Origin of the sequence: Pseudomonas sp. HOU2 (assembly GCF_040729435.1) — a bacterium.
GTDB lineage: Bacteria > Pseudomonadota > Gammaproteobacteria > Pseudomonadales > Pseudomonadaceae > Aquipseudomonas.
In genome coordinates, this window is sequence record NZ_CP160398.1 from 2509072 (window position 1) to 2526276 (window position 17205).

The window sequence follows — 17205 nt, forward strand, 5'->3', positions numbered from 1 at the left end:
CTATTCCAGCAAGAGGTGACGGGCGAGCCCTTCGATGTAGGTTTCATCCTGGCCATTGGGATGTGCTTCAAAGGCCAGGTGCAGGTATTCGTGAGTCAGGTCGAGGCGATCCTGCAAAGTCAGCACGCCGCGCACATAAATGCGCTGGCGTTCGCGATCAACGAACGGGCGGCCGAACGCCAGTTTGCACACGGCGAACGTGCTGACTTCGTTGTAGCCGGTTTCGCTTTCCAGCGTCGGACGCCAGCCGCGACGCTGCTTTTGCAGCCAGTCTTGCGCGGCGGGCAACGCTTCGCAGGAGGCCACCGGGTTGTCCCAACGGCTGAGGCTCGCGCGCGGATAGGCGTGCAGCAGAATCGCGTCGTAGCGCTGGCCGGCGTTGGCCTGTTCTACGGCTTGTTGCCAGGCGAGTTTGTCCGGGCCGGGTTGGTCGGAGTGATAGGTGACGGTGCTGCCGGCCAGCACCAGATCCGCGGTCCACGCCGCGATGTTGCGCGACTCGGCGGAGGCCGGGCGCGGGGCGACGCGCTGACGGTTGCTGCTGTCGTCGATGCTCAGGCAATCGCCGTTGCGCGTGGCGTTTTGCAGCAGATAGGTGCGGATCGCCACGGCCAGTGCCTTGGCAGCTTCGGCAGGTTCGGATTTGGCTTCGCGCTCAAGCACACGGGCGACGTATTCTTCGCGATCGAGCCGTGCAACCAGTTTATCGTTGAGCAGAAACAATTCGCCGGCGCTGTGGATATCCAGCGCGTTACCGTTGGCAAATTCGACGCGGTAGTCGCCTTGCAATGGGCCAGAAGTCACCACCCGCTCGCCAGCCAGAACCCGCATCAGCGGATAGCGCGAGAACAGTCCGACTTCGACACAACGCCCCGCCTCCGCCGGCCACGTCGCTGGCAACACCGTCGCCAGTGCCTGTCCGTAATGGCGCAAGACCATCTGACTGGTGCCGCGCCCACCGGCCCAGATCGGCGAGCCGTCCGCCGTCCATCCGGCAAACCCGCCCTGCCGCGACTGCGGATCCTGATCACCGAGCCAGCTCCAGGTTTTCACTCGCAAACGCCCACCGAGTTCACCGACGACATTACCGTCCGCCGCATTCAGCACGACGTCGAGCAACACGCGGCGCATCTGCTCCTGCGCCGGCAGCAACGACAACACCCTCAGCAAGTCAGCCACGGAAACCCGCGTGGCCGGTTGCACGGTTGGCAAATCCAGCAACCACGAAGGCGCCTGCCGCGCCTGCCAATACGTGCGCCAATCGGCAGCAGCAATGCCCAACCGCGCCGGCTCGAAGTACAAGCCGCAGGACTTCACCAACGCCTGATCACGCTCGATCCTGCCACCCGCCGAGCAGCAATAAACCTCCTCCTTCGACTGCCCGCGACATTCATACGCCGGCTCGCGCGCACCGGTATCTACCAGCCACGCATACACGAACAATTTCCACAGACTGCCCAGCGGCGTATCCAGCGTCGGCGGCAATGGCTCGCGAGCGATCAGTTGCGTGTGATTCAACGCCAGCAACTCGCCCTTGTACGCCAGCCGCAACGGCTCATCCTGCGCCGTCGCCAGCGCAGGCATCACACACATCAGCAGCCATAGCAGCGGCCGGTTCATGTCAGTTGACCGTGACCTGACCGAGGGCGGCTTTCGCTTCCTGAGCCTGATGCTGCGGCGCGTACACCTGAGTGAAACGCACCGGCGGCAGGTTGAACTGACCCTTCTGCGAGAAACGCACCAGATGGCGCAGACGCAATTCGCCGCTCAGCGCATCCACCGGCACCGCGTAGGCCAGTTGCCCCGGCTCGAAGCGCGCCTTCTCCAGCGCGGTCGGTTCAGTGCCGTCCTTGCCCTGCAACTTGATGCCCCAAGTGGTGCGCTCGACATCGGCGCCCGGTGGCAACGGCACTTCGAGCATGCCGTAGCGCAGCGGTTTCGGTGCCTTGCTGGTGAGAATCACTTCGTCCAGGTACAGGCTGTCGCTGGACAGCGGTTTGCTGCCGACCGGCTCCAGTTTGAAAGTGAACGCTTCGTCGCCCGGCACCAGTCGCGACAGGCGCCGGGTGATGGTCACGGCCATTGGATCGACCGCTGGTTGCTGGGTCTGGAAGCTCAACGCCGCCCGCAGCGGACGCTCCTGAATGCCGGACACCGACAACACGCTCGGCACCGGTGTCGCACCCTGCCAGGTCCAGAACATTTCACCGGTCGCGCCGTAGTTTTTCTTCCAGCCTTCACCCGGCATCAGCGCGATGGTCGGCGAGGCCTGGGCGATGCTGCGTTGCAACCAACTCAGCGCCAGCGCACGTTCGAGGGTCGATTGCTGTGGCAGCAGACGTTGCAGCAACGCCGTCGCGCGGGTCTGATCGAACGCTTGCAGCGATAGGTTCAGCGCTTCGGCAAACGGCTGCGAGCTGACTGCCAGACGCTGTTGCGCGGCGCCGACCTGACGATTGAATGCCTCCGGCAACGCGACCTTCGACTGCGTGGCCAACGCCGCGGTCAACACCCGCGCCGCCGCCAGACCGAGCGCCGAATCCGGATCGCTCATCACCAGGCTGTCTTCGCCGTCGTCCATCAGGGTTTCGGCATTGCCCTCACCGGCCTTCGCCAGATCGTCCATCAAACCGCTGAGCAAGGTGTTCACCGGCAAATGCATCTGTTTGGCGAACGACAGGATCAGCGCCCGCTGCAGTAACGGCGTGTTCGGCGCTTGCTTGGCGTAGACCTCCAGCACTCGCTGCCAATGCTCCGGCGGCAAGGTCAGTTCCAGCACCTGACTGGCGTTCCAGTCGGCGTAGTAGGCGTAAGCGGTGAGGAACGCGTCCGGCTCGCCGTCGAAGCCCCACCAGGTGAAGCTCGCCGACGGCCCGGCCATTTGCACCAGACGCAGACGGCTGTTCTGCATGATCAGGCGCAGGCGATCGCGGATCTGCGGGCTCGATGCCAGCGACGGATAAGCGATGCTCAACGGCAGCAAGCGGCTGGCGGTCTGCTCGACGCCACCGTACGGATAGCTCAGCAGATCATCGAGGGCGGAACGGAACAGCGCTTGCGGGCTGTCATCCAGACGCAGGCGAATGTTGGTGGCGTCGGCCGGCAGACTCAACGGGGTATCGCCGCTGGCGACGTCGAGGCTCTGGGTTTGCGTCACTTGCCAGCCGTCGCCGGTGGCGATCAGGCGCGCAGCGAGAGAGTCCGCGGTTTTACCATCCTGCACCAGCTCCGCTGTCCACTCACCGGTCGCCAGGGTAAACGCGGGCAGCGGCACGTAGTTGATGCCGTTGTTCAGGGTTACCGGCAGGCGTTGTTCGGCGCCCGCGTAATGGGTGACCAGTTCAGCCTTGACCGGTTTTTCAGCCTGACTGAAAGCGAATACACCGAGTTGCGGCTGATCGCCCTTGCGGAATTTGCTCGGCCCGCTCCACTTCAGGTACAGCGGTTTTTCCGAACGGACGAACTGTTTCTTCTGCCCGACCTGACCGTCGTCGGCAATCGCCCGCGCAGTGATGCGCCAGCGGGTCAGCGAGTCCGGCATCTTGAAGGTGAAGCGGGTTTTGCCGTCAGCACCGGTCAACAACTCTGGCTGCCATGCGGCGGTGTCGACGTCTTCGCGACGCGGACGCTCCAGCACTTTCACCCCACGTTCGCTGCGGTTGGCCTTGCCCGGTGCGCCGGGGCTGCCCGGCAACGCCACGTCATAACTGATGAATGACAGGCTGGCGCTGGTGCGCACGTTATTGCGCCGTGGATGGTAGAAGAACTGGTCGATGGTCGGCGCGACTTCCGGTTGCAGCGCATAGACCATTTCATCGACGACGCTGACGGTCAGGTGCGCCGGCATCGCTTTGCCGGCGAACTGCGTGGTCAGGTCAACGGTCACGGTATCGCCCGGCAGATACACCGCTTTGTCGGTGCTGATCGCCACGTCGATTTGCGGCGCGATCACCTTGATCCCGGCGTTCTGGAAGCTGTACTGGCCGCCCTTGGTGTACAGCACCGAGAAGGTCAGGTTCGGCGCGAAATTGTCCTTTACCGGAATGCGCGCGCGGTATTGGGTGTCGCTGAGTTTTTCCAGTTTCAGCCAGTCGCCGCCCTTGGCCAGCAGCGCGGTGGCTTCGACCTTGTCGCGCTCCAGCGACAACAGCGCATCGCTGACCGGCTCCGGGAAGGTGATCAGTGCCAGCGCTTCATCGCCGGCCTTGTACTCGGGCTTGTCGAGGACGATTTCCACGGTGCCCGGCACTGCTTTGACACCGTCACCGGTGACCGAATGGCCGGTGGCGCCGAGGACGCGACCGTGCTGATCCTTCAGCGTCAGGTTGTAAGTGCCCGGACGTTCGAAAGCGATGCTGAAGCTCTTGTCCGTCGCCGCCAGTTTGCCTTCACCGGTGCTCTGGTCTTCCAGACGCACCCAGCCGTAGCTGCTCGGGGTCACGGCTTTGCTCTGCTCGCTGCCGCCCTCGTTGGCGTAGCTGAACGCGACCTTATCGTTGACCGCGCTGAAACGTTGCGGCGCGCTCAGACGGAAGCTTGCAGCGCCACGGTCGATGAGGATTTCCTTGGTGGTCTTGACCCGATACGCCGCGCCGTCGCTGGCAAACACGGTGAGCATGTAGCGGCTCGGTTTGTCGGCGGCCGGCAGGTCGAGGGTCGCGTTGCCCTTGCTGTCGGTGGTCAGTTCAGTGCTGGTCAACTCCACCGGGAATTGCCCGAGGTATTGCAGCTCGTTGTCGACCATCGACAGTTGCTGGGCGCGCAGGCTCAGGCTCAGTTTGGCGTTGGCCACCGGTTTGCCGTCCGGGTACAGCAGCACCAGACTGCCCTTCACCGGCTCGCCGGTGCGGTAATCCTGCTTGGCCAGATTCAGCGAAATCTCGAAGTGCGGCTTGATGTATTCAGCCACGCGGAAGGCGCTGCTGTAGGCCTGATCCTTGTAGCTGAAACGGATCTCGTAACCACCGGCTACGGCGTTGTCCGGCAACTGGAAACGGCCCTGAGTGCCGGCCTTGGAATCGAGTTTCAGGTCGAGGCGTTGCAGCTCGGTGCCAGTGGCATCAAGCACACTGACGTTGACGTCAGCAGCGCCCGGCAATACCGAATCCCGCGCATTCTTGAACTCGCGACCGACGATCTTCAGCGACACCCAATCCCCCGGGCGATACAGCGGTCGGTCGGTGAACGCATAGAGTTTGGTGTCGTAGATTTCGCTGTCGTAATAGAAGTTTTCCGAGACGAACACCCCGCCCTCTTCGTCCTCGCCAATGACGAACGAACGCTCGGGGCTGACGTGTTTCAGACGCAGCAAACCATCGGCATCGGTGGCACCGCTGCTCATCACGCCGAGGCCGTCAGTCCAAAGCACATTGACCTTCGGCACCGAACTGCCTTCGTGTTTGCGCGCGGCCCAGACCAGCAGTTCATCGCCGGCAATCTTGCTCACCGCCACGGTGTTGGAGACGAAAACCATGGTGGTCGCGCGGTACTTGCCGATCAGCGCTTCGACCAGATACAGGCCCGGTTTCAGGTTGCCCAACGGGATGTACACGTTACCCGGCGCAACGCTGACGAACTCGCTGGAAGACCCGGCCAGATTGACCCCGGCCGGTGGCTGAATCGGTTTGGCCTGCCACAGCGGATAACGGAACTGGCTGACCACCGGCAGGCCCGGGATCAAGGCGAATTGCGGCTGCGCGTCGTACGGCGTCGGCGCGGCGATGGCGTTGCCCATCTTCAGTTCCGGCACTTCCTCGGTGACCTGCTTGCGCGACTCGTAGGAGAACGCACGCTGCATCACCCGCCGCGATTTGCGGTACCAGTTGTCCCACAGGTACGCGAGGGTGTTGGACAGGCCTTCGCCCTTGAACTGGCCGTCGCTGACCACGCGGTGCAGGTTCTTTTGGCGCTTGAGGAAATCCAGCGGTTTGTCGATGCGGTATACGCGAATGTCGGCACCGCCATAGGGTTCCATGCGGAAGCGGCGGTAGTCGCGACCGGGGGCTTCGAGACGCACCATCGCCTGCTCGTCGGCGGCGAAACTGCTGTCGGCCAGCAGGAAGAAGCTTTCACCAGAGACCGGCGTGTAGCCGCTCGGCTCCACCGAATCTTCAGCGTTGACGGTCGCCAGTGGCAGCAACAGCGCCAGCAGCAGAGGAATTCGAGCGCAGAGTCGCAGCATGCGGGCACCGGTCATTGGGAGAGAAAGTTCAGTCGATAGACGCCGATGAAGTTGGGGTTGGCTGCGTCGGGTATCCATCGGGTGTCCTTCCATGTCATGAGTTGCTGCAGGCTTGCCGAACGCATGCCGTTGTCAGTGGGGGTGGTCGTGCCGGTGTGATAGGCGATGTAGCGGCCCATCCAGATCATCAGGTGCTGGTCGTCGCCCTGATCGAAAAACATCAGGTCACCGGGGCGTGCCTGGGACACGTCGCGGCTGACCAGTTGGCTGTTGAACTGAATCAGTTTGATCGCGTTGACGTACGGCCCGACCTTGCCGCCGCCCTGCTGCCATTGCTGGGCGAGCTTGCGCTGCTCATCGCTGAGCGTCAGCTCCGGCGGCAGGTAGCGATTGGACAGGCCATTGCTGCGCAGCCATTTGTCGTCGTGGATTTTCAGCGCTTCGTTGGCGGCGAAACGCACAAGGCCTGCGCAGTCCTGCTGATACCAGCGCGGGCTCGGGCCCTGGCTCAGTTGCTCCTGAGCGATGCGCACGAACCAGGCGCGGAACACCTGGGACTGCGCCGGATCCAGCGCCGGTGCTTCAACCGCTCGGGCACCGGCGCTGAGCAGCAGCGCGAGCAAGCCGAGGCTGCGGATCAATGCCGTCACAGCGCTTTCCATTCCAGCGGCAGCCATTGCCAGTGGCCGTCAGGCTCGCTGCCTTCCGGCAGGGTCAGGGCGTATTTGCCATAACCGCCGAGGGTGCGCAGTTTCGGAATCAGGTAGGTTTGCGCGGCGTTGTAGAACACCGGCTCCATGTCCTGCGGCAGGCTGTCGAGGGTTTCCTGCTGCATCAGTTGCGCCATCGAATCCGGGCCGAAGTAGATCGGCATCAGCACGTCTTTGGGCAGCACGTCGGCCATCGGCGGGAAGCGTTTATCGAGGGTCCCGAGGGCCTTGTCGACCAGTTTGTCGTCGAGGGAAAACAGCAGCGTCGAACCGTGGCGGGCGAGGCTGACTTTCATGAAGGCGCGGCCGCTGATCGCGTCCGGATTCTCGGCAGTCTTCGCTGCGTAGGGGCCGAAATTGGAGCTGACCTGACGCTGCCAGACATGGCTCTGACCTTCCTGTTTCTCGACCACCGGGAACGCGTGTTCGTCGACATTCGTCTCGTAGGCGCCAACCATCGAACCGAACAGCGTGCCCAGGTCGCCATCGAGCTTGCTGCTGTCCTCGTCCTTCAGGCTGGCGACCAGCAACGGCGTGTACAACCGTGAATCGGCGTACCAGCACAGGCCCGCTGCGCCGGCCACGTGCTCGGTGAGTTTCTGCGCCACCGCTTCGTCGGCACCGAGTTTCACCAGCAGCGGTTTCTGCGGTTCAGCCGCCACCGGCAGGGTCACGCAGGCACTGGCGCCCAGCGGCATGGCTTGCCACACCGGTTTGAAATCGAAGTCCGGCTGGTTATCCAGTTCATCCATGGCGAGATAGCTGTGCCAGCCCTTGTCGTCCATGTCGAAACGCAGCCCGGCGAAGTTCGGGATGAAGCGCTGATAGCCCATCGCAAGGACGCTGGAATTGACCGACAGACGCTGTTTGATTTCCGGCGCCTTCGCGGGCAGACCGAAAGCCTCGGGGAACAGTTTGTCGCCGTTGAGCAGCGCGGCCAGCGCCTGCGGCGAGACGTGTCCGGACTCTTCCGATTCACCGTTGGCCGGGTCGTAATACTTGTTCGGGTTGGACAGCACCACCAGCTTGTCGCCGCGCGACGCGAACAGCAGCGATTTGCTGGCGTTGTAGCTGAGCTGGTACAGCGGCACTTCGTCACCGCCGACCTTGAGGCTGCCGAACACGCTGAGCTGCGAATCGTCCAGCGCCACTTTCGCCAGCGGTTCGAGCAGCTTCGCCAAGCCGCCGCGATCCATCACCAACAGAAAATCCTTTAGCCGGCCATCGGCACCGCGCCACAACGCGACGTCGGCGGGTTGATCGAAAAGCTGCTCGATCAGGCTGTCCTGCAGCTTCAGGTCGTGTTCGTAGATGATCCGCCGCAGGCTGCCGATCAGCCCCAGGCGGTCGGCGTGGGTTTCGTAATAGAAGACGAAATCTTCGGTGAGCGTGGCCTTGAGAAACGGCACCGTCAGCAGGTCCTTGGGCAACTGGCTCAGGGAGCGGGTTTCCAGCAGCGCATCCGGACGACTCAGGCCGAGTTTGTCACTGGCCAATGCCGCCGCCGGCACCTTGGGCTTGTGCAGCAGCCAGCCGAGACCACCGGCCACCCCGGCCACCAGGACCAGGCCGATCAGCAGCGCTGGCCAGCGCCGGGAAGGTTGGCCGGCAGGTGTCGGGACGACCGGAGAAGCAGCGTTATCACTCATGTTCACAAAACCCGAAGTTCATCCGTGGAGCGGGATGCTTAATAGTTGAAAGTCTTGACCAGCAGCAGATCACCGATCGCCCGCAGGGGCACGATGAATGTTTCGCGTTTTTCGTCGATCGTGTTTTCGTTGAGCACCAGCGTGATTTGCGAGGTGATGACCTCGTTCTGATTGCTGGCCTCCTCGAAGTTATAGCCGCCGTCGCCGAAGTTGCCCCAATAGTTGACGTAAACCAGATAAGTGCCATGCAGCGGCGCGGTCATGGTGAACATTTCCGGGCCGGGGCCGTCGACACCGTCCGGGTCCAGACCGCCGCCGTTGGTCAACGCCGTGTGGGCGAAGAACGCATGCTGGCCGTCGGGCGTAATGATGTGCAGATCGAGTTCGGCTTTGGGATCGTCCCAGCCGAGCACCACGCGGATCTTCGCCGGGGTGCGCAGGTTATTCGCTTCATAGAACTGCACACGCTTGAGCGACTGGCCCTCGGCGCTGCGCACTTCGACACTGTTGGAGCCGGCGCCGAACGCATAGGGCCGGGCGAACCGCCCGTCATCGTCGGTGTACAGATTCAATGGATTGCCGTTGACCGCCAGCGTATGCGGCCCGCGCTGATTGCCGATGGCCTTGAGCTGGCCCTGGATCATCGTGCGATTGCGCTGGATGCCGCGGTCGATCGGCGGCGTCGGATAAGCAACTTGCGGGTTTTCACTGCGATCAAGCAGACCGTTATAGCGCCAGCCGCCGGACGGTTCCGACAGCTCGGCAGTCGGGGCCGCCCGCAGCGCAGGCGCGCAGGCCAAGCCGATCAGCAGCCAAAGAAATGAACGCATGTAATGCCTCCTGCCATGCCTGAACGAAACCTTGCACCCGATCCTCGGTACTTCACAGCGGTGGAAACTGCGTTTCGTCTGAAAGACCCCGTGACTAGCGGGTCGTAGAAGGCGCGAAGATTAGCGATTCGGCAGTTTTTTAACAATCGGATACATCTGGATTTGCGGCGAGAATCACGCAGGGGTGTTGGGCGTGAGCCGAATAGAAGCGTTATTCGGCTCACAAAATGAGCCGAATAAGCTCCAACCTGTATGAATCACCACAAATCCTGTGGCGAGGGAGCTTGCTCCCGCTGGACTGCGCAGCAGGCCCAAACCGGTCCATGCAATTTGCCTGAATAACTGCGGTGGCGGGTTCTGGGGTCGCTGCGCAACCCAGCGGGAGCAAGCTCCCTCGCCACAGTAAAATGGAGTCGTCCGGGGAGGCTCATTTGCCCATAAACCCCCTATCTGCTAGTGTCGCGCCGGTTTAACGTCAACCGGAAATCGCCGCCATGGCCCGCAAAAAAGCTGCACTGGATTTCGAACAGTCCCTCGCCGACCTGCAAACACTGGTCGAGCGTCTGGAGAACGGTGAATTGTCGCTGGAAGACTCGCTGACCGCTTTCGAGCAGGGCATCGGTCTGACCCGTGACTGCCAGGCAGCGCTGGCCCAGGCCGAGCAGAAGGTGCAAGTGCTGCTGGAGCGCGATGGCGAACTCGCCGAGGAACCCTTCGACGCGGAACAGCCAGAATGATTGCAGCGTATTCGGCGACCAGCCAGGCGCGGGTCAATGCGGCACTGGAAATGCTCTTCAAGGCACCGCTGCCGGAGCTGTCGCGCCTGTATGAGGCGATGCACTACAGCGTGATGATCGGCGGCAAACGCGTGCGTCCGCTGCTGGCCTACGCCGCGTGCGAAGCGCTGGGCGGCAAGGCTGAGCAAGCCAACGGCGCGGCCTGCGCGGTGGAGCTGATCCACGCCTATTCGCTGGTGCACGACGATTTGCCGGCGATGGACGACGACGATCTGCGTCGCGGCCAGCCCACCACCCACAAGAAATTCGACGAAGCCTGCGCGATTCTCGCCGGTGACGGCTTGCAGAGCCTGGCCTTCAGCGCCCTGCTCGACCCGCGTCTGAGCAACCTCGACGCTGACATCCGTCTGCAACAGGTCACGGCGCTGGCGCACGCGGCCGGCCCGGCAGGCATGGTCGGCGGTCAGGCCATCGACCTCGGCTCGGTCGGCCTGAAGCTGGATCAGCAAGCGCTGGAGCAAATGCACCGGCACAAGACCGGCGCGTTGATCGAAGTCAGCGTCAAGCTCGGCGCCCTGGCCAGCGGCCGCGCCGAGCAGGATCAACTCAAAGCCCTGCAGACTTATGCACAGGCCATCGGTCTGGCCTTCCAGGTGCAGGACGACATTCTCGACGTCGAAAGCGATACCGAAACCCTCGGTAAACGCCAGGGCGCCGACATCGCTCGCGACAAACCGACCTACCCGGCCCTGCTGGGGCTGGACGCGGCCAAGGTCTACGCTCTGGAACTGCGCGATCAGGCCCTGCACGCGCTGCGACCGTTTGACGCGGCAGCCGAGCCTTTGCGCGACCTGGCCCGGTATATCGTCGAGCGGCGCAACTGAACGCCAACCTGCCAAAAAAGACCAACGCGTGGGCAGGGGGCGATGCATCAGGTAAACTGCCGCATCTTTTATACCTATAACGATTCGCCTGATGCCCACGACGTTTCATGAGATTCCCCGCAAGCGCCCGACCACGCCCCTGCTCGACCGCGCGAACACGCCGGACGGCCTGCGCCGGTTAGGCGAAGCCGAGCTGGAAACCCTGGCCGATGAGTTGCGCCTGGAATTGCTCTACACGGTCGGCCAGACCGGTGGGCATTTCGGTGCCGGACTGGGCGTCATCGAGCTGACCATCGCGTTGCATTACGTCTTCGACACCCCGGATGACCGGCTGGTGTGGGACGTCGGTCATCAGGCGTATCCGCACAAGATCCTCACCGGTCGTCGCCAGCGCATGGAAACCCTGCGCCAGAAGGACGGCATCGCCGCCTTCCCGCGTCGCGCCGAGAGCGAGTACGACACCTTTGGCGTCGGCCACTCCAGCACCTCGATCAGCGCCGCGCTGGGTATGGCGATTGCCGCCCGCCTGCAAGACAGCGATCGCAAGGCGATTGCGGTGATCGGCGACGGCGCGCTGACCGCCGGCATGGCCTTCGAGGCGCTGAATCACGCGCCGGAAGTCAACGCCAACATGCTGGTGATCCTCAACGACAACGACATGTCGATCTCGCGCAACGTCGGTGGCCTGTCCAATTATCTGGCGAAGATTCTTTCCAGCCGCACCTACGCGAGCATGCGCGAGGGCAGCAAGAAAGTCCTGTCGCGCCTGCCCGGCGCCTGGGAAATCGCCCGGCGCACCGAAGAATACGCCAAAGGCATGCTGGTCCCCGGCACCCTGTTCGAAGAGCTGGGCTGGAACTACATCGGCCCGATCGATGGCCACGACCTGCCGACCCTGATCGCCACCCTGCGCAACATGCGCGATCTGAAAGGCCCGCAGTTCCTGCACATCGTCACCAAGAAAGGCAAAGGCTTCGCCCCGGCGGAAGTCGACCCGATCGGTTACCACGCCATCACCAAACTCGAACCGCTCGACGCCCCGGCCGCCGCGCCGAAAAAGGCCAGCGGGCCGAAGTATTCGGCGGTGTTCGGCGAATGGCTGTGCGACATGGCGGCAGCTGACCCGCGCTTGGTGGGCATTACCCCCGCGATGAAGGAAGGCTCGGACCTGGTGGCGTTCAGCGAACGCTTCCCGCTGCGCTACTTCGACGTGGCGATTGCCGAACAGCACGCGGTGACGTTCGCCGCCGGCATGGCCTGCGAAGGCGCCAAACCGGTGGTGGCGATCTACTCGACGTTCCTGCAACGCGGCTACGACCAGTTGGTGCATGACGTGGCGGTGCAGAACCTCGACGTGCTGTTCGCCATCGACCGCGCCGGTCTGGTGGGCGAAGACGGCCCGACTCACGCCGGCAGCTTCGACCTCTCGTACCTGCGCTGCATTCCGGGCATGGTCATCATGACCCCGAGCGATGAAAACGAATTGCGCAAAATGCTCACCACCGGCCACCTGTACAACGGCCCGGCGGCGGTGCGCTACCCGCGCGGCACCGGCCCGAATGCGACCATCGACAAGGATCTCGAGCCGATCGAAATCGGCAAGGGCATCATCCGTCGTCAGGGCGGCAAAGTCGCCCTGCTGGTGTTCGGCGTGCAACTGAGCGAAGCGCTGAAAGTCGCCGAGAAGCTGGATGCGACCGTGGTCGACATGCGCTTCGTCAAGCCGCTGGATGAAGCGCTGGTACGCGAGATCGCCGGTAGCCACGAGTTGCTGGTGACGATCGAAGAGAACGCGATCATGGGCGGCGCCGGTGGCGCGGTCAGCGAATTCCTGGCGCGGGAGAACATCCTCAAGTCGATGCTGCACCTGGGCTTGCCGGACATTTACGTCGAGCACGCCAAACCGGCGCAGATGCTGGCCGAGTGCGGGCTGGATGAAGCGGGAATCGAAGCGGCGGTGTGTGAGCGCCTGACTCTGCTTAACAAGTAATCACCATCCCTGTGGGAGCGGGCTTGCCCGCGATGAGGTCGGCACAGTCAACATTGATGTTGGATGTACCGACGCCATCGCGGGCAAGCCCGCTCCCACAGTGTTTTGTGTCGCTAGAAATTTTGTGCACACCAGAAATACCAACGGAATACCGATGAACCTCTCGCGCCTCGCCCTGCCCTTCCTCCTGCTGCCAGCCGCCAGCGCCCTCGCCGACACCTTCGAACGCGACGAAGCCCTGAAACTGCCCGACACGCTGATCAGCGCCAACCGTCAGGTCGAAGCGCGCAACGACAGCAGCGCCGCCAACACTGTATTCACCCGCGAAGACATCGACCGCCTGCAACCGGGCAGCGTTACCGATCTGCTGCAAAGGGTGCCGGGTGTGCAGGTGGCGCAGACCGGCGGGCGCGGCAGTCTGCCGGGGATCTACATTCGCGGCACGCAGTCGGCGCAGAGTCTGGTGCTGGTCGATGGCCAGCGCATCGGCAGTTCGACCTCCGGCGACAGCAACCTGCAGCACCTGAACATCGACCAGATTGAACGCGTCGAAGTGCTGCGCGGTTCGCGCTCGGTGATTTACGGCAGCGACGCGATTGGCGGGGTGATTCAGATCTTCACCCGGCGCGGTAACGAACAAGGCCTGCAACCACGCCTGCATGTCGGTTTCGGCAGCAACCAGACCTGGGAACGCAGCTTCGGCCTTTCCGGCGGCGATGACAAAACCCGCTTCAACCTCGGCGCCAGCCTCGATGACACCGCCGGTATCGACCGTACCCACGAGTCGTACCCGAGCGACAGCGATCACGATGCCTATCGCAATAAATCCGTCAGTCTGAGCCTCAGCCATGCGCTGACCGATGACATCGAAGTCGGCGCCAACCTGCTGGATAACCGCGGCAAAAGCGAGTTCGACAACCCGTTCGGCCGTTTCGACCCGACCACTTTCGATTCGGTGCAGCAACAGCCTTACAGCGACTTCAACGTCAGCAGTATCAGCAGCTACATGGATGCGCGGGTCAACGAAACCTGGAAAACCCGCGTCGAACTCGGTCATACCGAGAACCGCGAAAAAACCTTCGACAAGCTCAGCGACGAACGCACGGTGTTCAACACTTATCGCGACTCGGTGAACTGGCAGAACGACCTGACTCTGGATGCGCGCAACAGCCTGATCCTCGGCGGCGACTGGTACGAAGACCGGGTCAACAGCAGCACCGCGTTCAACGAGGACAGCCGCTGGAACCGCGCCGCGTTCATCCAGCATCGTTATCAGGCCGACAGTTTCTCCACGGAACTGGGTCTGCGTCATGACGACAACCAGCAGTTCGGCAGCCAGAACACCTGGAGCGGCACTTTTACCCTGCCACTGAACCCCGACAACGATCTGTTGCTGAGCTACAGCGAAGGCTTCCGCGCGCCGACCTTCAACGACCTGTACTACCCGGACTTCAGCAACCCGTATCTGAAGCCGGAAACCTCGAAAAGCTATGAGCTGCAATGGCGCAGTCAGTTGAGCGATAGCAGTCGGCTGGAGGCATCGATTTACCGCACGGATCTGCAAGACGCGATTATCTTCGGCAGCAACTCACGCCCGGAGAACGTGGCTTCGGCGCGGATCAATGGCTTTGAAGCGGCGCTGAAGCAGGAACTGTTCGGCTGGCAAAGCAACCTTGGTGTGGCGATTATCGACCCGCGTGATCGCGAGACCGGGCACACCCTGGCCCGACGTGCGCGGCGTACAGTCAGTTGGGATCTGGATCGACAGTTTGATCGACTGGGCGTCGGCGCGAGCTGGCAGTTGGTCAGCAGCAGTTACGACGACCTGAACAATACCCAGCCGCTGGGTGGCTACGGCACGTTTGGACTGCGCAGCAGCTGGGCGCTGAACCGCGAGATCAAACTGGATCTGAAGGTCGATAACGTTTTCGACAAAGGCTACAGCCGGGCGAATTACAGCTATGACGGCAGCCAGTATGGCTATCGCGAGGAAGGTCGGGCCTGGATGTTTGGCGTCACCTGGACCCCGGAACTCAACTGAACTCCCTGTAGGAGCTGCCGAAGGCTGCGATCTTTTGATCTTGATCCTCAGCGACTCCAAGCCAGCCGAAAGCAAGATCAAAAGATCGCAGCCTTCAGCAGCTCCTACAGGGGTCAGCGGTGTGGCTGGATGAGTTGGCAGAGTTTGGCGGTGGCCTCGATCATTTGGCCGCTTGGGCGTTCCAGGCCTTTATCCGTGACCAACAGCAACTGCCCTCTCCTCACCGCATCAACCTGCGGCCAGGCTTTCCATGCATCGAGCTGAGCCTGCTCACCGGCCAGAATCACCTGTGGATCACGCTGCAACACCGCTTCGATACTCACCTGTGGCGCCGGCAACCTCAGGTCGGCAAACACATTGCGCGCGCCACAGACTTCGAGCGCATCGCTGATGATCTGCCCGCCACCGACGGTGTACAACGGCTTGTCCCAGACCTGATAGAACACTGTCAGCGGCGTATCCCGGCGATAGCGCTGGCGCAGGTCATCGAGTTTTTTGCGCAAATCCGCCGCCAGTTTCACCCCGCGCTCAGGCCGATCGAGTCGTGCGGCGATGGCTTCGATCTGTGCAGAGAGTTGTTCGAGACTGCGCGGTTCAGCAACGAATGTCGGGATGTTCAGGCGTTTGAGCTGATCGCGTTGCGCCGGGCCAACACTGCCGGGCCACAACAGCAGCAAATCGGGCTTCAAACTGAGCAGGCGCTCCATGTCCAACTGACCATAGCGCCCCACTGACGGGACATCCTTGAGCGCGGCTGGACGCTCGCCAGCATCGAGCACGCCCACCAGCAGATCGGCCGAATCAAGCTCAACAACGATTTCAGATAGGGAAGGCGCGAGGCTGATCACCCGCAGGGTCGCCAGCACCGGGCTGGCACAGGCCAGCAGCAGAACCGCCAGCCACAGACGGCGCATCAGCCGAGTTGACGCGGGATACGGTAGAGGTAGAACAGCACGGCCGTGGACAGCGCCAGCAGCATCAGCGGTACGGCCTCGAGGCCGACAAACACCGCCAGCGCTCCGATCCAGGCCGGCAATGATGCGGCGAGAAACGCAATCCGACGCTGGGCCGCAAGCGCGATCCAGGCCGCCGGTTCGGCAGGCGTATCGAGGGCTTTCTGGGTGGCGATCAGGGCGTGTTTGTAGCCACCGAAAAACTTCAGGCTGACAAACATCGAGGCCACGCCGGCAATGAACATCGGCATGGTCAGTACCGGCAGAAACGCTTCATATTGGCCGAACAGTGCGTTGAGCACGAACAGCGGCAGCAGCGCCAACGCCAGATACTTCCACCAGTCGACCGCCAGACGGCGGCGCACCTGACCGCGAGTCACGCGCGGTCGACCTCGCCCTGATGCTCGTTACCCATCATGTGGTCGAGCTTGCTGGCCTTGGTCGCCAGGTACAGTTTGTTGTGCGGGTTGTGGCCGGTGTGCAGCGGCACGCGCTCGGCGACGACGATGTTCATGTCGGTCAGGGCTTTGACCTTGCGCGGGTTGTTGGTCATCAGACGCAGCGACTTCACACCCAGATGCTCGAGCATCGGCAGGCACATGGCGTAGTCACGCTGGTCGGCGGCAAAGCCCAGACGCTCGTTGGCTTCAACGGTGTCGGCGCCGCCGTCCTGCAACTCGTAGGCACGGATCTTGTTCAGCAGACCGATGCCGCGACCTTCCTGGCGCAGGTAGAGCAGCACGCCACGGCCTTCACGGGCGATGGCCTTGAGCGCCGCTTCCAGTTGCGAGCCGCAGTCGCAGCGCTGACTGAACAGGGCGTCACCGGTCAGACACTCGGAGTGCAACCGGCCGAGGACCGGCGCACCGTCATCAATTTCACCGAGGCTCAGCACGACGTGCTCGCGGCCGGTGGCTTCATCGAGAAAACCGTGCATGGTGAATTGCGCAAAAGGCGTTGGCAGCTTGGAAGCGGCGACAAAAACGACAGGCACCGGTGTGCTCCTGATCTAAAAAGTCTGAAGATTCGCAGGCCGGCATTGTAACAGCAGGTTCCTGCAGACGCTTAGGCTGAATTGTCGGGCATAACGATCAAAAAGTTTGATAACTCCTCGCACAACAGCGGTCCCCGTAGGAGCTGTCGAGTGAAACGAGGCTGCGATCTGTTGATCCGTTTTTTCAAGATCAAGATCAAAAGATCGCAGCGTGCCGCAGCTCCTACAGGGGGCGC

General features: G+C 62.6%; 12 protein-coding genes. 4 read left to right on the plus strand and 8 right to left on the minus strand.

Features of this window, described 5'->3' with window-relative positions; all coding sequences use genetic code 11:
- Genes ABV589_RS11295 through ABV589_RS11315 form a run of 5 tightly spaced genes read right to left on the minus strand, consistent with a single transcriptional unit; the run spans position 1 to position 9370 of the window.
- Positions 1 to 1620 carry a DUF2300 domain-containing protein gene (locus tag ABV589_RS11295; RefSeq protein ID WP_367085870.1) on the minus strand — a complete coding sequence of 540 codons (1620 nt, stop codon included), beginning with the start codon at positions 1618 to 1620 and terminating at the stop codon, positions 1 to 3.
- Position 1621: 1 nt separating this feature from the next.
- Positions 1622 to 6196: an alpha-2-macroglobulin gene (locus ABV589_RS11300; protein ID WP_367085871.1), complete on the minus strand. Its 4575-nt coding sequence runs from the start codon at positions 6194 to 6196 to the stop codon at positions 1622 to 1624.
- On the minus strand, positions 6193 to 6843 hold the full coding sequence (locus ABV589_RS11305; protein ID WP_367086191.1) for a DUF1175 family protein: 651 nt from the start codon (positions 6841 to 6843) through the stop codon (positions 6193 to 6195). Before ABV589_RS11305 ends, ABV589_RS11300 begins: the two co-directional genes overlap by 4 nt.
- Positions 6828 to 8540 (minus strand): DUF2138 domain-containing protein, encoded by a 1713-nt coding sequence (locus ABV589_RS11310; RefSeq protein WP_367085872.1) that lies wholly within the window; start codon positions 8538 to 8540, stop codon positions 6828 to 6830. Before ABV589_RS11310 ends, ABV589_RS11305 begins: the two co-directional genes overlap by 16 nt.
- 38 nt (positions 8541 to 8578) lie before the next feature.
- Complete coding sequence (locus tag ABV589_RS11315; RefSeq protein ID WP_367085874.1) at positions 8579 to 9370, minus strand: DUF2135 domain-containing protein; 792 nt, start codon at positions 9368 to 9370, stop codon at positions 8579 to 8581.
- Between the two features lie 494 nt (positions 9371 to 9864).
- Between ABV589_RS11315 and ABV589_RS11320 the strand changes: the two genes are divergently transcribed.
- The 4 genes from ABV589_RS11320 to ABV589_RS11335 all read left to right on the plus strand — a co-directional run bounded on the left by ABV589_RS11320 (position 9865) and on the right by ABV589_RS11335 (position 15022).
- Positions 9865 to 10107: an exodeoxyribonuclease VII small subunit gene (locus ABV589_RS11320; protein WP_003228627.1), complete on the plus strand. Its 243-nt coding sequence runs from the start codon at positions 9865 to 9867 to the stop codon at positions 10105 to 10107.
- Positions 10104 to 10991 carry a (2E,6E)-farnesyl diphosphate synthase gene (gene ispA, locus ABV589_RS11325; RefSeq protein ID WP_367085875.1) on the plus strand — a complete coding sequence of 296 codons (888 nt, stop codon included), beginning with the start codon at positions 10104 to 10106 and terminating at the stop codon, positions 10989 to 10991. The genes ABV589_RS11320 and ispA overlap by 4 nt, the downstream gene beginning before the upstream one ends.
- A gap of 91 nt (positions 10992 to 11082) precedes the next feature.
- Positions 11083 to 12981, plus strand: a complete 1899-nt coding sequence (gene dxs, locus ABV589_RS11330; protein WP_367085876.1) for a 1-deoxy-D-xylulose-5-phosphate synthase — start codon at positions 11083 to 11085, stop codon at positions 12979 to 12981.
- Between the two features lie 154 nt (positions 12982 to 13135).
- Complete coding sequence (locus ABV589_RS11335; protein ID WP_367085877.1) at positions 13136 to 15022, plus strand: TonB-dependent receptor; 1887 nt, start codon at positions 13136 to 13138, stop codon at positions 15020 to 15022.
- 113 nt (positions 15023 to 15135) lie between these two features.
- On the opposite strand, the gene ABV589_RS11340 is transcribed toward ABV589_RS11335, so the two are convergent.
- The 3 genes from ABV589_RS11340 to ribA are packed head-to-tail and all read right to left on the minus strand — an operon-like array spanning position 15136 to position 16969.
- Positions 15136 to 15936, minus strand: a complete 801-nt coding sequence (locus ABV589_RS11340; protein ID WP_367085879.1) for a cobalamin-binding protein — start codon at positions 15934 to 15936, stop codon at positions 15136 to 15138.
- The gene (locus ABV589_RS11345; protein ID WP_367085880.1) at positions 15936 to 16355 is read right to left on the minus strand and encodes an MFS transporter; all 420 of its coding nucleotides are present in this window, start codon (positions 16353 to 16355) and stop codon (positions 15936 to 15938) included. Before ABV589_RS11345 ends, ABV589_RS11340 begins: the two co-directional genes overlap by 1 nt.
- On the minus strand, positions 16352 to 16969 hold the full coding sequence (ribA, locus tag ABV589_RS11350) for a GTP cyclohydrolase II (protein ID WP_007968177.1): 618 nt from the start codon (positions 16967 to 16969) through the stop codon (positions 16352 to 16354). Before ribA ends, ABV589_RS11345 begins: the two co-directional genes overlap by 4 nt.
- Positions 16970 to 17205: the final 236 nt, after the last annotated feature.